The 14,249-nt window shown below is 69.0% G+C and carries 13 protein-coding genes, 1 pseudogene and 2 riboswitches; of the genes and pseudogenes, 11 read left to right on the top strand and 3 right to left on the bottom strand.

Annotation, left to right across the window (positions count from 1 at the left end; translation table 11 throughout):
* The 3 genes from glyA to gcvT form a co-directional block, all read right to left on the bottom strand.
* Positions 1 to 903: serine hydroxymethyltransferase (gene glyA / locus GFH49_RS01225; RefSeq protein ID WP_155053847.1), on the bottom strand; the 903-nt coding region annotated here is incomplete at its 3' end.
* A 14-nt stretch (positions 904 to 917) separates the two neighbouring features.
* Positions 918 to 1,295 carry a glycine cleavage system protein GcvH gene (gene gcvH / locus GFH49_RS01220; RefSeq protein WP_155053846.1) on the bottom strand — a complete coding sequence of 126 codons (378 nt, stop codon included), beginning with the start codon at positions 1,293 to 1,295 and terminating at the stop codon, positions 918 to 920.
* Positions 1,296 to 1,394: 99 nt separating this feature from the next.
* Entirely contained in the window at positions 1,395 to 2,513 is a 1,119-nt protein-coding gene (gcvT, locus tag GFH49_RS01215; RefSeq protein WP_155053845.1) for a glycine cleavage system aminomethyltransferase GcvT, read from the bottom strand.
* Positions 2,514 to 2,549: 36 nt separating this feature from the next.
* Positions 2,550 to 2,682: riboswitch (glycine riboswitch) on the bottom strand.
* Positions 2,683 to 2,782: riboswitch (glycine riboswitch) on the bottom strand.
* 215 nt (positions 2,783 to 2,997) lie between these two features.
* Here gcvT and GFH49_RS01210 point away from each other — a divergent pair.
* The 11 genes and pseudogenes from GFH49_RS01210 to GFH49_RS01160 form a co-directional block, all read left to right on the top strand.
* The gene (locus tag GFH49_RS01210) at positions 2,998 to 3,702 is read left to right on the top strand and encodes an AAA family ATPase (RefSeq protein ID WP_230396099.1); all 705 of its coding nucleotides are present in this window, start codon (positions 2,998 to 3,000) and stop codon (positions 3,700 to 3,702) included.
* Between the two features lie 64 nt (positions 3,703 to 3,766).
* Positions 3,767 to 4,576 carry an enhanced serine sensitivity protein SseB gene (locus tag GFH49_RS01205; RefSeq protein WP_155053844.1) on the top strand — a complete coding sequence of 270 codons (810 nt, stop codon included), beginning with the start codon at positions 3,767 to 3,769 and terminating at the stop codon, positions 4,574 to 4,576.
* Positions 4,577 to 4,760: 184 nt separating this feature from the next.
* Entirely contained in the window at positions 4,761 to 5,561 is an 801-nt protein-coding gene (locus tag GFH49_RS01200; protein ID WP_155053843.1) for an enhanced serine sensitivity protein SseB C-terminal domain-containing protein, read from the top strand.
* A 317-nt stretch (positions 5,562 to 5,878) separates the two neighbouring features.
* Entirely contained in the window at positions 5,879 to 6,886 is a 1,008-nt protein-coding gene (locus GFH49_RS01195) for an ABC transporter permease (protein ID WP_155053842.1), read from the top strand.
* A 69-nt stretch (positions 6,887 to 6,955) separates the two neighbouring features.
* The gene (locus tag GFH49_RS01190) at positions 6,956 to 8,755 is read left to right on the top strand and encodes an ABC transporter substrate-binding protein (protein WP_155053841.1); all 1,800 of its coding nucleotides are present in this window, start codon (positions 6,956 to 6,958) and stop codon (positions 8,753 to 8,755) included.
* A gap of 111 nt (positions 8,756 to 8,866) precedes the next feature.
* Positions 8,867 to 9,865: an ABC transporter permease gene (locus tag GFH49_RS01185; protein ID WP_155053840.1), complete on the top strand. Its 999-nt coding sequence runs from the start codon at positions 8,867 to 8,869 to the stop codon at positions 9,863 to 9,865.
* Positions 9,862 to 10,959 carry an ABC transporter ATP-binding protein gene (locus GFH49_RS01180; RefSeq protein WP_155053839.1) on the top strand — a complete coding sequence of 366 codons (1,098 nt, stop codon included), beginning with the start codon at positions 9,862 to 9,864 and terminating at the stop codon, positions 10,957 to 10,959. Before GFH49_RS01185 ends, GFH49_RS01180 begins: the two co-directional genes overlap by 4 nt.
* Before the next feature lie 11 nt (positions 10,960 to 10,970).
* A complete protein-coding gene (locus GFH49_RS01175) occupies positions 10,971 to 12,215 on the top strand; it encodes an ABC transporter ATP-binding protein (protein WP_155053838.1) in 1,245 nt (414 codons plus the stop codon).
* A gap of 60 nt (positions 12,216 to 12,275) precedes the next feature.
* A complete protein-coding gene (locus GFH49_RS01170; RefSeq protein ID WP_408055875.1) occupies positions 12,276 to 12,938 on the top strand; it encodes a trimeric intracellular cation channel family protein in 663 nt (220 codons plus the stop codon).
* A 53-nt stretch (positions 12,939 to 12,991) separates the two neighbouring features.
* The gene (locus GFH49_RS01165; RefSeq protein ID WP_155053836.1) at positions 12,992 to 13,849 is read left to right on the top strand and encodes a thioesterase family protein; all 858 of its coding nucleotides are present in this window, start codon (positions 12,992 to 12,994) and stop codon (positions 13,847 to 13,849) included.
* A gap of 203 nt (positions 13,850 to 14,052) precedes the next feature.
* Positions 14,053 to 14,249 (top strand): annotated as a pseudogene (locus GFH49_RS01160) (hypothetical protein); the annotation flags it as partial.

The raw sequence follows: 14,249 nt of genomic DNA, 5'->3' as shown, positions 1-14,249 counted from the left end.
CGCCGTCAGCCGCTCGGCGAGGATCTTCGCGCCCTCGACCGTGCGGCGCTGCCGCTCCTTGAAGTCCTCCGATGCGGCGACCTTGAAGGCGACGGCCTTGGCGGCGATCACGTGCTCCAGGGGCCCGCCCTGCTGACCGGGGAACACCGCCGAGTTGATCTTCTTGGCGAGGTCCTGGACTGACAGGATCACCCCGCCGCGCGGGCCACCCAGCGTCTTGTGGGTGGTCGTGGTGACCACGTGCGCGTGCGGCACGGGGTTCGGGTGCAGCCCGGCGGCCACCAGGCCCGCGAAGTGCGCCATGTCGACCATCAGGTACGCGCCGACCTCGTCCGCGATCCGGCGGAACGCGGCGAAGTCCAGCTGCCGCGGGTAGGCCGACCAGCCCGCCACGATCAGCTTGGGCTTGGACTCCTTGGCGAGCCGCTCGACCTCGGCCATGTCGACGACGCCGGAGTCGTCCACGTGGTAGGCGACCACGTTGTACAGCTTGCCGGAGAAGTTGATCTTCATGCCGTGGGTCAGGTGCCCGCCGTGCGCGAGATTCAGGCCCATGATCGTGTCACCGGGCTTGAGCAGTGCGAACATCGCCGCGGCGTTGGCCTGGGCGCCCGAGTGCGGCTGCACATTGGCGTGCTCGGCGCCGAACAGCTCCTTGACGCGGTCGATCGCGATCTGCTCGACCACGTCGACGTGCTCGCAACCGCCGTAGTACCGGCGGCCCGGGTAGCCCTCGGCGTACTTGTTGGTCAGGACCGAGCCCTGCGCCTCCATGACCGCGACCGGCGCGAAGTTCTCCGAGGCGATCATTTCGAGCGTGGACTGCTGGCGGTGCAGCTCGGCGCCGACGGCGGCGGCGACATCCGGGTCCAGCTCGTGCAGGGGGGTGTTGAGGACAGACATGTTCGTACGACTCCTCAGCCGGCGGAAAAGGCGGTGTACTCGTCGGCGGAGAGCAGGTCGGACGGCTCCTGGGCGACACGTACCTTGAACAGCCAACCGCCCTCGAAAGGCGCGGAGTTCACCAGCGACGGGTCATTGACCACGTCCTCGTTGGCCTCGGTGATCTCACCGCTGACCGGGGAGTACAGGTCGCTGACCGACTTGGTCGACTCCAACTCGCCGCAGGTCTCGCCCGCCGTCACGGTGTCACCGACCGCCGGAAGGTCGACGAAGACGACATCGCCGAGCGCGTTCGCCGCGTGCTCCGTGATGCCGACCGTCGCGACGCCGTCCTCGGCGGCCGACAGCCACTCGTGCTCCTTGCTGTAGCGCAGCTGCTGGGGGTTGCTCATGGCCTGAATTCTCCTGTACGCGGGGGAGTGCTGGTGAATGGGGGACTGCGGAAGACGGTCGTGAGCAGGGTGGTTGTGCCCGGCATCACAACCCAGTGTCTACTTCTGTCGCTTGTAGAAGGGCAGCGCCACGACCTGGTACGGCTCGTGGCTGCCGCGGATGTCCACACCGACCCCGGCCGTACCCGGCGCCGCGTGCGCGGCGTCGACGTATGCCATCGCGATCGGCTTGCCCAGCGTGGGCGAGGGGGCGCCGGAGGTGACCTCGCCGATCGCCTCGCCGCCCGCGACGACGGCGTACCCGGCGCGCGGCACCCGGCGGCCCTCGGCGACGAGCCCGACGAGGACGCGCGGCGGGTTCTGCGAGGCCCGGGAGGCCGCCTCGGCCAGTGCCGCGCGGCCCACGAAGTCGCCCTCCTTCTCGAACTTCACCACCCGGCCGAGCCCGGCGTCGAAGGGCGTCAGCGCGGTCGACAGCTCATGCCCGTACAGCGGCATGCCCGCCTCCAGGCGCAGGGTGTCCCGGCAGGAGAGGCCGCACGGGACCAGGCCCGCGCCCTCGCCCGCCTTGGTCAGCGCCTGCCACAGCTCGACCGCGTGCTCCGGCTTCACGAACAGCTCGAAGCCGTCCTCGCCGGTGTAGCCGGTGCGGGCGACGAGGGCGGGGACGCCGGCGACGGTGCCGGGCAGACCGGCGTAGTACTTCAGGCCGTCGAGATCGGCGTCGGTGAGGGAGGCGAGGATGCCGGGGGACTCGGGGCCCTGGACGGCGATGAGGGCGTAGGCGTCGCGGTCGTCGCGCACCTCGGCGTCGTACCCCTCGGAGCGCTCGACCAGCGCGTCCAGAACGACCTGTGCGTTACTAGCGTTCGCCACGACCAGGTACTCGGTCCCGGCCAGCCGGTAGACGATCAGGTCGTCGAGGATGCCGCCGTCCTCGCGGCAGATCATGGTGTAGCGGGCGCGGCCCGCCTTGACGGCGCCGATGTTGCCGACGAGCGCGTGGTCCAGCAGGGCGGCGGCCTGGGGGCCGGTCACGGTGATCTCGCCCATGTGCGAGAGGTCGAATAGCCCGGCCCGGGTGCGTACGGCGAGGTGCTCCTCGCGCTCGGAGCCGTAGCGCAGGGGCATGTCCCAGCCGGCGAAGTCGGTCATCGTCGCGCCGAGCGAACGATGCAGGGCATCGAGCGCGGTGCGACGCGGAGGCGTACTGCTCATCGGATCTGCTCCCAAAGGCATGACAGGCGAGGTCGTTCCTCCCCATCTGTCATCGGAACCTGAGAGGTTCGCCGTGACCGGTGGGACTACCGGTGTGACAACCGGTGGAGATCACGGCTTGCACCTTGGGTGGAGCCACTGGCGGCAGCGGCCCGCTTTTCAGATGTGCCTCGCCCGCGCGGTAACGGGGCCTGAGAGATTCAAGGGAGGGACTTGCTCCTTCGGCGCCCCAGCGACAGCGGTGCTGGGAACTCTCCCGCGCGGATTCAAGCGGCCGGTATGCAGTTGGCGCGCACATCATCGCACGCATCCGCCGGCCGCGGCAGGGGGACCTGTCACGGTGGCCGTCCACGGCCGTCCACGGCCGTCCACGGGGACCGCGCACCGTTCACAGGCGGTCACAGTGGCCTGTAGCAGGCTTGTTGCGGGAAGCGGACGGAAACGGGAGACACCGCGTATTACCTTCTCTTTACACTCGACGGGGATGGGAACTCCCGACCCCATGGGGAGGACGGTCACGGTGAACAGGATCACGGCGTACGCCACCAGTTCGGCCCTCGCGCTGCCCGAGCAGCACACGGCCCCGGCCCGGGAGGCCTGCGGCGCGCACCGGGCACCCGTCGTCCGGGACCTGCGTGACCGCGCCGGCCGCAGCCCGCACGCACTGCTCTTCGGCCCCAAGGACCTCGTCGTGATCACCGGCCTGCCCGGAAGCGGGAAGTCCACCCTGATGGCGCGCGCGGTGAACGGCATCCGGATCGACTCCCAGGACACCCGCGACCGCTGGGACGCCCGCGCGCCCCGCTTCCTGCCGTACGCGATCTACCGCCCCCTGGTCCGTCTCGCGCACTACTGGGGACTGCGCCGCGCCCTGCGCACCGGCGGCGGAGTCGTCGTCCACGACTGCGGTACGCAGTCCTGGGTGCGCCGCTGGCTGTCCCGCGAGGCCCGCCGCCGCGGCGGCATCCTGCACCTGCTGCTGCTCGACGTCGCGCCCGGCACCGCCCTGGAGGGCCAGCGCGAGCGCGGCCGGGGCGTCTCGCGCTACGCCTTCCTGCGCCACCGGACAGCGGCCGCCCGGCTGGTCCGTTCCGTGGAGCGCGGCGACCTGCCCGACGGCTGCGGCTCGGCGGTCCTGCTCGACCGCGACGCGGCGGACGTGCTGCGCAGGATCGGCTTCACGGGCTGACCTCGGTGCCGCACCCGTTAGCCTTTGAGCCACAGCGGTGATCTCGGCAGGCGGTTGACAGCAGATGAACTACCCAGGGGACCCCCCGGACTTCTCGGATTTCCCGGACTTTCCAGACTTTCCGGCACAGGCGCACCCCCACCCGCACGGGGGCTGGCCCGGCAACGAGTTGGAGGAGGTGCTCTCCGCATCCCTCAGCGTCCCGGGGGCCGGCGGGCGGATCATCGAAGTCCTCGGCCGCAGCTTCGTCTGGGTCCCGCTCCCGGGCGGCGGCGGCCCGAACAGCGTCCCGCTCGACCTGCCCACGCTCGAACTCGGCGGCCAGGCCTACGTCCCGGTGTTCAGCTCCGAGGAGCAGTTCCGCCAGGTCGTCGGCTCCCACATGTCGTACGCCATCGCCCCGGCCGTGGAGTTCGCCCGTGGCCTGCCCCCGCAGGTCGGCATCGCCGTGAACCCCGACGGCGTGGTCGGCATACCCCTGCCGCCCCCCGCGGTCGCCGAACTCTGCCGGGTGGGCCGCACCGCGCTGGACGGCCTCACCACGGGCGGCCGGGTCAAGCTCTACGAGCCGGACTGGCAGGACGACCCCATGGACTTCCTGTCCGCGGCAGCCGCCGAGTTCGACCGGACCGGCGTGGTGACGACGGCCCGCCGCTGCCTCGCGGCGATCGAGACGGCCGACCCGGTGATGTTCATCGGCGTCGAACTCTCCCAGTGGGAGGGCGACATCAGGGCTCGTCCACTGGACGCGCTGGGCCGCGCTTTGGCCGAGGTCCCCGTGCAGTGGCCGGTAAACCTGGTTCTCCTGGACGTAACACAAGACCCGGTGGCCGAGTGGATGCGTAACAGGGCCCGCCCTTTCTACCAACGGTGACTGCACGTACCTCAGGGGCGCGGGGCTGTATCGATATGCGGCTCCGCCGCGTGGGCGCGACGAGCCACGACGAACCCGCACCCGCCCACGATGAACAGGCCCCGAGCTCTCAACGGCTCAACCCGGCAGAGCGCTTAAGCTGGTTTCATATCCGGGGCAACCTCCAGTGAAGGGGCGGTACAAGGTGAGCGCCAGCATCGCGACCGGCCAGGTCGAGCACATGCTGCGCCAGGTGACGCCCGGGCGCTACGACGCCTACGAGGCACTGCTGCGCGCCCTCGCTACCCCCTCCGCCGGCCAGGTCTGGATGCTGCTCTGGCACGGCCAGGCGGGTTCACCGGACGCGCAGTACGGAAACATGGAGGTCGACGGCCACGGCTACGCCCCCTGTGTCACCTCCGCCCAGGAACTCTCGGCCAGCGGCTGGAACCGCTCCTACGAAGTCGTCGACGGAGTGGACGTCGCCCGCACCCTCTACCCCGACCACTACGGCCTCTGGCTGAACCCGCACGCCCCCGGCGGCGGCGTCGGCATCCCCTGGCTCGACCTGCGCCGCATCGCCACCGGGCTGGAACGGCAGCCCGCCGGCCCGCTGCGGCTGTCCGAACCCGGCATCGAGATCCCGCAGTTCTACGCCCTGCTCGCACAGAACGCCCACCGCACCCCGGCCGTCCGCACCCTGCGCCGCGCCTGGGTACAGCCCGCGCTCGGGGCGCCGTACCTCGCCATCGGCCTCGATGTATACGACGCCAGCCCGCCCGCCGTGGACTCGGTGCGGGCGATGATGCAGCAGTCCATCGGCGTGGTCCCGGACGGTCTGCCGGTGTCGACGGTCGCCATGTCCGACGAGTACGACCCGGTCGCGATGTGGATGCGCGCCCAGGCCCGCCCCTTCTACGACCGCGAGGCCCACGCCCCGGCCACGTCTCCGTCCCAGGCTCCGGCGGCCGGGTACGGCTACCCTCCGGCCCACGGCGGGTACTGAGACACCCGGAGCGCCGCCACCCTCCGCAGCAACAGCGGGGCCTTCTGCGCGCGTAGACCGCGACGGAAAGTACCAGTTCGCACCGGATGCTCCAACTTGTCCCTGTCCGGCCCCCGTTACCCGCTGTCCGGATAACGGAACCCTGGACGCCGCATCACGGTTGCGCATCCTTTCATCGCCAAGTCTGGCAACGCATCGCCGAAGCGTTAAAGACTCCCGCACCAGGGGTGTTCAAAACCCCAGTACGACGGACTGATCACGCCGCCACAGCGGCAAGCGCGGGCCGGTTACCGCCGGTTGAGAGGGGTCCCTGCCAGATGACGGCACCATTGCACGAGCCGACCGCCGAGGCGGCCCCGAGCGCGGCCGAGGAAGCGGCGGTCGCAGGCACCGGCGCGAAGGCCGTACAGGGTCGCTCCCTGGGCCGGATCGCCTGGGAGCGCCTGAAGCGGGACAAACTCGCCCTGGCGGGTGGTCTCGTGGTGCTCGTCCTCGTGGTGATCGCCCTGCTCGCGCCGGTCATCACCAACCTGCTCGGCCAGGACCCGAACGAGTATCACGAGGACCTGATCGACCCGCTGTTCGGCACCCCCACGGGGTCGTTCGGCGGCATCAGCGGCGACCATCTGCTGGGCGTCGAGCCGGTCAACGGCCGCGACATCCTCGCCCGCATCCTCTACGGTGCCCGGATCTCGCTGCTGGTCGGCTTCCTGTCCGCCGTCGTCGCCGTCATCCTGGGCACCGTCCTCGGCATCCTCGCCGGCTTCTTCGGCGGCTGGGTCGACTCGCTCATCAGCAGGGTGATGGACGGTCTGCTGGCCTTCCCGCAGCTGCTCTTCATCATCGCGCTGGTCTCCGTCATGCCGAACGAGATGCTGGGCCTGACCGGGTCCAGCGTGCGTGTGTTCGTGATGATCCTGGTCATCGGTTTCTTCGGGTGGCCGTACATCGGACGTGTGGTGCGCGGCCAGACGCTGTCGTTGCGCGAGCGCGAGTACGTGGAAGCGGCCCGCTCCCTGGGGGCAGGGCGGCTGTACATCCTGTTCAAGGAGCTGCTGCCCAACCTCGTCGCACCCATCGTCGTGTACTCGACGATGATGATCCCCACCAACATCCTCACCGAGGCGGCACTCAGCTTCCTGGGCGTGGGCGTCAAGCCGCCCACGTCCTCCTGGGGGCAGATGCTTTCGAGCGCGATCGACTACTACGAGTCGGACCCCATGTACATGGTGGTCCCCGGTGTGGCGATCTTCATCACTGTCCTCGCGTTCAACCTCTTCGGCGACGGCGTGCGTGACGCGCTGGACCCGAAGGGCTCCCGCTGAACTGCCGTACCTAAAGCGTCCCGTGGCACTGACACGGGGTCTCTCATCAAAACCGGAGGATCCGAGATCGTGACTACCAAACGCACCCCAGGGCGGCGTAAGCGGGCATTTGCCGCTGTCGCCGCGGTCGCCGCGCTGCTGACCACGGCTGCGTGCGGCGGTGGCGGCGACGACGACAACGAGGGCTCGAAGACCGGCGCGGCCGGCTACGACGCCGCCAACAACAAGGTCGCTCAAGCCTCCCTGGCCAAGAAGGGCGGCACGCTGAAGTTCGGTGGCGCCCAGGACGCCGACTCGTGGGACACCACGCGCGGTTACTACGGCTTCATGTGGAACTTCGCGCGCTATTACAGCCGCCAGCTCGTCACGGGCAAGACGGAGCCCGGCAAGGCCGGCGCCGAACTCACTCCGGACCTCGCCACCGGGCTCGCCCAGGTCAGTGACGACGGCAAGACCTACACGTACACCCTGCGTGACGGCATCACCTGGGAGGACGGCCAGCCGATCACCTCCAAGGACGTCAAGTACGGCATCGAGCGCGTCTGGGCGCAGGACGTGCTGTCCGGTGGCCCGGTGTACCTGAAGGACGTGCTCGACCCCGAGGGCGAGTACCCGGGCCCGTACAAGGACACCTCCAAGGACAAGCTGGGTCTGAAGGCGATCGAGACGCCGAACGACAAGACCATCGTCTTCAAGCTGCCGAAGGCCAACTCGGACTTTGAGGAGATGCTGGCGCTGGTCTCGGCGTCCCCGGTCCGCCAGGACAAGGACACCAAGTCCAAGTACGGTCTGAAGCCGTTCTCCTCCGGCCCGTACAAGTTCGAGTCGTACAGCCCGGGCAAGGACCTCACCCTGGTCCGCAACACCGAGTGGAAGCAGGACTCGGACCCGATCCGCAAGGCGTACCCGGACAAGATCACCGTCCAGTTCTTCTCGGACGCCAACCAGCTGGACCAGCGCCTGATCAGCGGTGACCTGGACCTCGACATCAACCAGACCGGCATGTCGCCGCAGGGCCGCACCACCGCCCTGAAGGAGCACAGGGCCAACCTGGACAACCCGGTCTCCGGCTACATCCGTTACGCGGCCTTCCCGCAGAGCGTCAAGCCGTTCGACAACGAGCACTGCCGCAAGGCCGTGATCTACGGCGCCAACCACGTCTCCCTGCAGACCGCCCGAGGCGGCCCCGTCGCCGGTGGTGACATCGGCACCAACATGCTGCCGCCGTCCGTGCCCGGTTCCGAGGGCCAGAAGTACGACCCGTACGGGCTGGCCGGCGCCAACAAGGACGGCAACGCCGAGAAGGCCAAGGAAGAGCTGAGGGCCTGCGGCCAGCCGGACGGCTTCGACACCACCATCGCCGTCCGCAACAACAAGCCGGTCGAGGTGGCCACCGCCCAGTCGCTGCAGGCGTCGCTGAAGAAGATCGGCATCAACGCCGAGATCGACCAGTACGACGGCTCGCAGACCAGCGGCATCATCGGCAGCCCCGCCAACGTGGAGAAGAAGGGCTACGGCATCATCATCATGGGCTGGGGCCCGGACTTCCCGACCGTCCAGGGCTACGGTATGCCGCTGTGGGACAGCAACTACATCCTGGAGAGCGGTAACAACAACTTCGCGCTCATCGACGACCCGACGATCGACGGCCTGTTCGACGACTACGTCAACGAGCTGGACGACACGCGGAAGACCGAGATCGCCACGGAGATCAACCACAAGGTCATGGAGGGCGGTTACTACCTGCCCTTCGTCTACGAGAAGTTCATCAACTGGCGCTCCGACCGACTGGCGAACGTCTACACCACCGACGGCTACAGCGGTATGTACGACTTCGTCAACCTCGGCCTGAAGTCCACCACGACCTGATAACCGGCACACCCGCCGAACGGCACGAAAGGCAGGTGAAGGCCGGCGCAGCGTGATCGCGGGCCACCGGAAGACCTCCGGTGGCCCGTGGTCCGCGGCGGGCCGAGAGCTGTGCTCGCTTACCTCATCAGGCGGTTGTTCGCCGCCGCAGTGATGCTCGTGGTCATCATCATGGTGGTCTTCGGCATCTTCTTCCTCGTCCCCAGGTGGGCGGGCGTCGACATCGCCACGAGCTTCGTGGGCAAGCAGGCAGACCCCGCCGCCGTCGAGGCCGTGCGGCAGAAGCTGGGTCTCAGCGACCCGATCTACGCCCAGGTCTGGGAGTTCTTCAAGGGCATCTTCGTGGGCCGCACCTACGCGGCCGGCGGTGACGTGACCAACTGCGCCGCGCCGTGCTTCGGCTACTCCTTCCGCAGTGAGCAGGCCATCTGGCCGGTGCTGACCGACCGCTTCCCGGTGACCCTGGGTCTCGCGCTCGGGGCCGCCGTGCTGTGGCTGATCTTCGGTGTCGCGGCCGGTGTGCTCTCCGCGCTGAAGCGGGGCTCCATCTGGGACCGCGGCGCGATGCTCGTCGCCCTCGCGGGTGTCTCCCTGCCCATCTACTTCACCGGCCTGCTCAGCCTGGCGATCTTCGCGTTCGGGCTGAACTGGATCGACGCGTCGTACGTGCCCCTGGAAGACAGCTTCAGCGGCTGGCTCGGCGGCATGATCCTGCCCTGGATCACCCTCGCGTTCCTGTATGCGGCGATGTACGCCCGGATCACCCGTGCCACGATGATGGAGATCCTCGGCGAGGACTACATCCGCACCGCCCGCGCCAAGGGCCTCAAGGAGCAGACCGTCATCGGCAAGCACGCCATGCGCTCGACGATGACGCCCATCCTGACCATGCTCGGCATGGACCTCGGCGCCCTCATCGGCGGTGCGATCCTGACCGAGACGACGTTCAACCTGCCCGGCCTCGGCCAGGCCGTGCTCCAGGCCATCAGGAACCAGGACCTGCCCGTCATCCTGGGCGTCACCCTGATCACTTCTCTCGCGGTGCTCTTCGCCAACCTCGTGGTGGACATCCTGTACGCCGTGATCGACCCCCGAGTGAGGCTCGCATGACGGAACTCAGCAAGACCGGCGCGGCCGTCGGGGAGCCCACCGGCACCTCGCCCGCCCCGACCGCCTTCCTCGAAGTACGCGATCTGAAGGTGCACTTCCCGACCGACGACGGCCTGGTCAAGTCCGTCGACGGGCTCAGCTTCCAGCTGGAGAAGGGCAAGACCCTCGGCATCGTGGGTGAGTCCGGCTCCGGCAAGTCGGTGACCTCGCTGGGCATCATGGGCCTGCACACCGCCGGCCAGTACGGCAGGCGCAAGGCGCAGATCTCCGGCGAGATCTGGCTCGACGGCACCGAGCTGCTGTCCGCCGACCCCGACCAGGTGCGTAGGCTGCGCGGCCGTGAGATGGCGATGATCTTCCAGGATCCGCTGTCCGCGCTGCATCCGTACTTCACGATCGGCCACCAGATCGTGGAGGCGTACCGCGTCCACCACAACGTGGACAAGAAGGTCGCCAAGCGGCGTGCGGTCGAGATGCTCGACCGGGTCGGCATCCCGCAGCCGGACAAGCGGGTCGACAGCTACCCGCACGAGTTCTCCGGTGGCATGCGGCAGCGCGCGATGATCGCCATGGCGCTGGTCAACAACCCCGAACTGCTCATCGCGGACGAGCCGACGACCGCCCTCGACGTGACCGTCCAGGCGCAGATCCTCGACCTGATCCGCGATCTGCAGAAGGAGTTCGGCTCCGCGGTCATCATCATCACCCACGACCTGGGCGTCGTCGCCGAACTCTCCGACGACATCCTGGTGATGTACGGCGGCCGCTGCGTGGAGCGCGGCCCCGCGGAGAAGGTGTTCTACGAACCCCGCCACCCCTACACGTGGGGCCTGCTGGGTTCGATGCCGCGGCTGGACCGTGAGCAGCAGGAGCGGCTCATCCCGGTCAAGGGCTCCCCGCCGTCCCTGATCAACATCCCGTCCGGCTGCGCCTTCAACCCGCGCTGCCCGTACGCCGACATCCCCAAGGACGACCTCACCCGCACGGTCCGCCCCGAACTGGCCGAGGTCGGCAGTCAGCACTGGGCCGCCTGCCACATGACCACGGAGCAGCGGGAGCGGATCTGGACCGAAGAGATTGCGCCGAAGCTGTGAGCGAGGACAAAGTGAGCATCCCTGCGCAGAGCGAAGGCACGGTGATCACCAAGGGTGACGCCGCCCCCGGCGAGATCCTGCTGAAGGTGTCCGGGCTCCAGAAGCACTTCCCGATCCGCAAGGGCCTGCTCCAGCGGCAGGTCGGCGCGGTGCGCGCGGTCGACGGCATCGACTTCGAGGTCAGGGCCGGCGAAACCCTCGGTGTGGTCGGCGAGTCGGGCTGCGGCAAGTCGACGATGGGCCGGCTGATCACCCGGCTGCTCGAACCGACCGCCGGCACGGTCGAGTTCGAGGGCAAGGACATCACGCACCTGGGTGTGAGCGGCATGCGCCCGCTGCGCCGCGACGTCCAGATGATCTTCCAGGACCCGTACTCCTCGCTGAACCCGCGCCACACCATCGGCACCATCATCGGCGCCCCCTTCCGGCTGCAGGGCGTCACGCCCGAGGGCGGCATCAAGAAGGAAGTGCAGCGGCTGTTGTCGGTGGTCGGTCTCAACCCCGAGCACTACAACCGCTATCCGCACGAATTCTCCGGCGGCCAGCGCCAGCGCATCGGCATCGCCCGCGCGCTCGCGCTCAACCCGAAGCTGGTCGTGGCGGACGAGCCGGTCTCCGCGCTGGACGTGTCCATCCAGGCGCAGGTCGTCAACCTGCTCGACGACCTCCAGCAGGAACTGGGCCTGACGTACGTGATCATCGCGCACGACCTCTCGGTCGTCCGGCACGTCTCGGACCGCATCGCGGTGATGTACCTCGGCAAGATCGTCGAACTCGCCGACCGCGAGTCGCTGTACAAGGCGCCGATGCACCCGTACACCAAGGCGCTGATGTCGGCCGTGCCGATCCCGGATCCGCGGCGCAAGAACGCCAAGAGCGAGCGCATCCTGCTCAAGGGCGACGTGCCGTCCCCGATCTCCCCACCGAGCGGCTGCCGCTTCCACACCCGGTGCTGGAAGGCGACGCAGATCTGCACGACGACCGAGCCGCCGCTCATCGAGCTGAAGCCCGGCCAGCGGGTCGCCTGTCACCACCCGGAGAACTTCGAGGACCAGGCCCCGCAGGACACGGTCCTGCTCTCCGTGGCCAAGGAGGCGGCGGAGCTGGTCTCGGACGAGGTGCTCGCGGAGTCGGCGGAGACGAGCGCGGCGGTGGCGGCCGAGGTTGCGGCCGAGGTGGAAGTCGCTGAGGACGCGGCGCCCGAGGCTTCGGAGGACGAGGCTTCGGAGGACGAGGCTCCCGCCAAGGAGAAGTGAGCACCAGCAGGGAGCCCTCGCCTTCGTTTGTAAGGCGAGGGCTCGCTTCTGGGTGAGAATATGGGGGTGTTCCAACAATTCTTCACCCCGTCCGTCCAGCACACGCTCGACCTGATCGGCATCTTCGTCTTCGCCATCTCGGGTGCACTGCTGGCCGTCCGCAAGAACTTCGACGTGTTCGGCATCGCCGTGCTGGCCGAGGTCACCGCGCTCGGCGGCGGGCTCTTCCGTGATCTGGTCATCGGCGCCGTGCCGCCCGCGGCCTTCACGGACCTCGGGTACTTCCTCACCCCGCTGCTCGCCACGCTCCTGGTCTTCTTCCTGCACCCGCAGGTGGAGCGGATCCAGGTCGGCGTGAACGTCTTCGACGCGGCGGGCCTCGGCCTGTTCTGCGTCTCGGGCACGACGACGGCGTACGAGTACGGGCTCGGCCTGACCGCCTCGGCGACACTGGGCCTGGCCACCGCCGTCGGCGGGGGTGTGCTGCGGGACGTCCTCGCCAACGAGGTGCCGTCACTGCTGCGCTGGGACCGTGATCTGTACGCGGTCCCGGCCGTCGTCGGCGCCACGCTGGTGGTCCTGTGCATCCATTACGACGTACTGACCCCGCTCGCCAGCGCGTTCGCCGCCGTCACCGCCTTCGTGCTCCGGCTGCTGGCCATGCGCTTCCACTGGCGAGCACCGCGCGCGTGGAACCGGCGCTCGACGGTACGGGAGGAGTGAGCGCGCCCCAGGGAAAGCTACCGCTTAGTAGTTGTTTGTTGTACCGTTCACCCATGCCTGAAGCAGCCTCCGCCCCGGCCGTACGGGCCGCGATCGGCGACAGCGAGTTCGACCGCGACACCGCGCTCACCCGACGCGAACCCGGCGTCTACGACATCGGCCTCTCCGCCGGCTGGACGATCACCAACGCCGTCAACGGCGGTTATCTGCTGGCCGTCCTGGGCCGCGCCCTCGCGGACACGCTTCCGCACGGCGACCCGTTCACCATCTCCGCGCACTACCTCACCGCCTCCCGGCCCGGCCCGGCGACCGTCCGCACGGACGTCGTCCGCACCGGCCGCACACTCTCCACCGGCCAGGCCTCGCTCCTCCAGTACGACGACGAGGGCCGCGAAGTCGAACGCATCCGCGTCCTCGCCTCCTACGGCGACCTCGACACCCTGCCGGACGACGTCCGTACGACGGCCATGCCGCCCGCGATGCCGCCCATGGACCAGTGCTTCGGCCCCGAGGACGCACCGGCTCCGGTGCCCGGCGGCTCCGCGATCGCCGACCGGCTGATGCTGAAGCTCGACCCGTCGACCCTGGGCTGGGCGCTCGGATCCCCGTCCGGCAAGGGCGAGATGCGGGCCTGGTTCGGGCTGGCCGACGGCCGGGACGCCGACCCCTTCTCGCTGCTCCTCGCGGTGGACGCGCTGCCCCCGACCGCCTTCGAGATCGGCTTGGTCGGCTGGGTCCCCACGGTCGAGCTGACCGTCCACGTCCGCTGCCGACCCGCACCGGGCCCGCTGCGGGTCGCCCTCACCACCCGCAACCTGGCCGGCGGCTTCCTGGAGGAGGACGCCGAGGTCTGGGACAGCGCGGACCGACTGGTCGCGCAGTCACGGCAGTTGGCGCGCGTCCGGCTCTGACGACGCTTCTGTCACGGGGCTGTACCAGCGGGTAGGCCGGAGGGTGGCCGGAGCTTGCCGCGAAACAGCAGGTCAGAGCGTTGCGTTGAGACGTGCTTTGCCGGATTGACAGGCCGCGTACAGGGCGGTGCCAAGGAAGCCCTAAGCGCCGTTGATTGAGTGCCCGCCTCAGGACTCCCTCATCGCTCTTGGAGTTGTTTCTCATGAAGCGTGCGCGTCTCGTCCCCGCCGTGGCCCTGCTGGCACTGTCGCCGCTGCTGCTCACGGCATGCGGCGGTTCGGACGACTCGTCGTCCACCTCGAACAGCGGCAGCTCCGGCCAGCAGCAGGCGGCCTGTCCGTCCGGCAACCCGTCCGGAATGCCGAGCGGCAACCCGTCCGCCATGCCCAGCGGTGCGCC

Source organism: Streptomyces blattellae, assembly GCF_009709555.1.
In the GTDB taxonomy this organism is placed as follows: domain Bacteria; phylum Actinomycetota; class Actinomycetes; order Streptomycetales; family Streptomycetaceae; genus Streptomyces; species Streptomyces blattellae.
Note: the sequence above shows the minus strand (reverse complement) of the source record. Positions and strands in the feature narration are given on the sequence as shown.

Bases quoted from the DNA above. Each gene is read 5' to 3' on its own strand.
- GFH49_RS01205 (WP_155053844.1), top strand. From the start codon at position 3,767: ATGAACTACCCAGGGGACCCCCCGGACTTCTCGGATTTCCCGGACTTT.
- GFH49_RS01170 (WP_408055875.1), top strand. From the start codon at position 12,276: ATGGGGGTGTTCCAACAATTCTTCACCCCGTCCGTCCAGCACACGCTC.
- gcvT (WP_155053845.1), bottom strand. From the start codon at position 2,513: ATGAGCAGTACGCCTCCGCGTCGCACCGCGCTCGATGCCCTGCATCGT.
- gcvH (WP_155053846.1), bottom strand. From the start codon at position 1,295: ATGAGCAACCCCCAGCAGCTGCGCTACAGCAAGGAGCACGAGTGGCTG.
- GFH49_RS01210 (WP_230396099.1), top strand. From the start codon at position 2,998: ATGGGAACTCCCGACCCCATGGGGAGGACGGTCACGGTGAACAGGATC.
- GFH49_RS01195 (WP_155053842.1), top strand. From the start codon at position 5,879: ATGACGGCACCATTGCACGAGCCGACCGCCGAGGCGGCCCCGAGCGCG.
- GFH49_RS01180 (WP_155053839.1), top strand. From the start codon at position 9,862: ATGACGGAACTCAGCAAGACCGGCGCGGCCGTCGGGGAGCCCACCGGC.
- GFH49_RS01165 (WP_155053836.1), top strand. From the start codon at position 12,992: ATGCCTGAAGCAGCCTCCGCCCCGGCCGTACGGGCCGCGATCGGCGAC.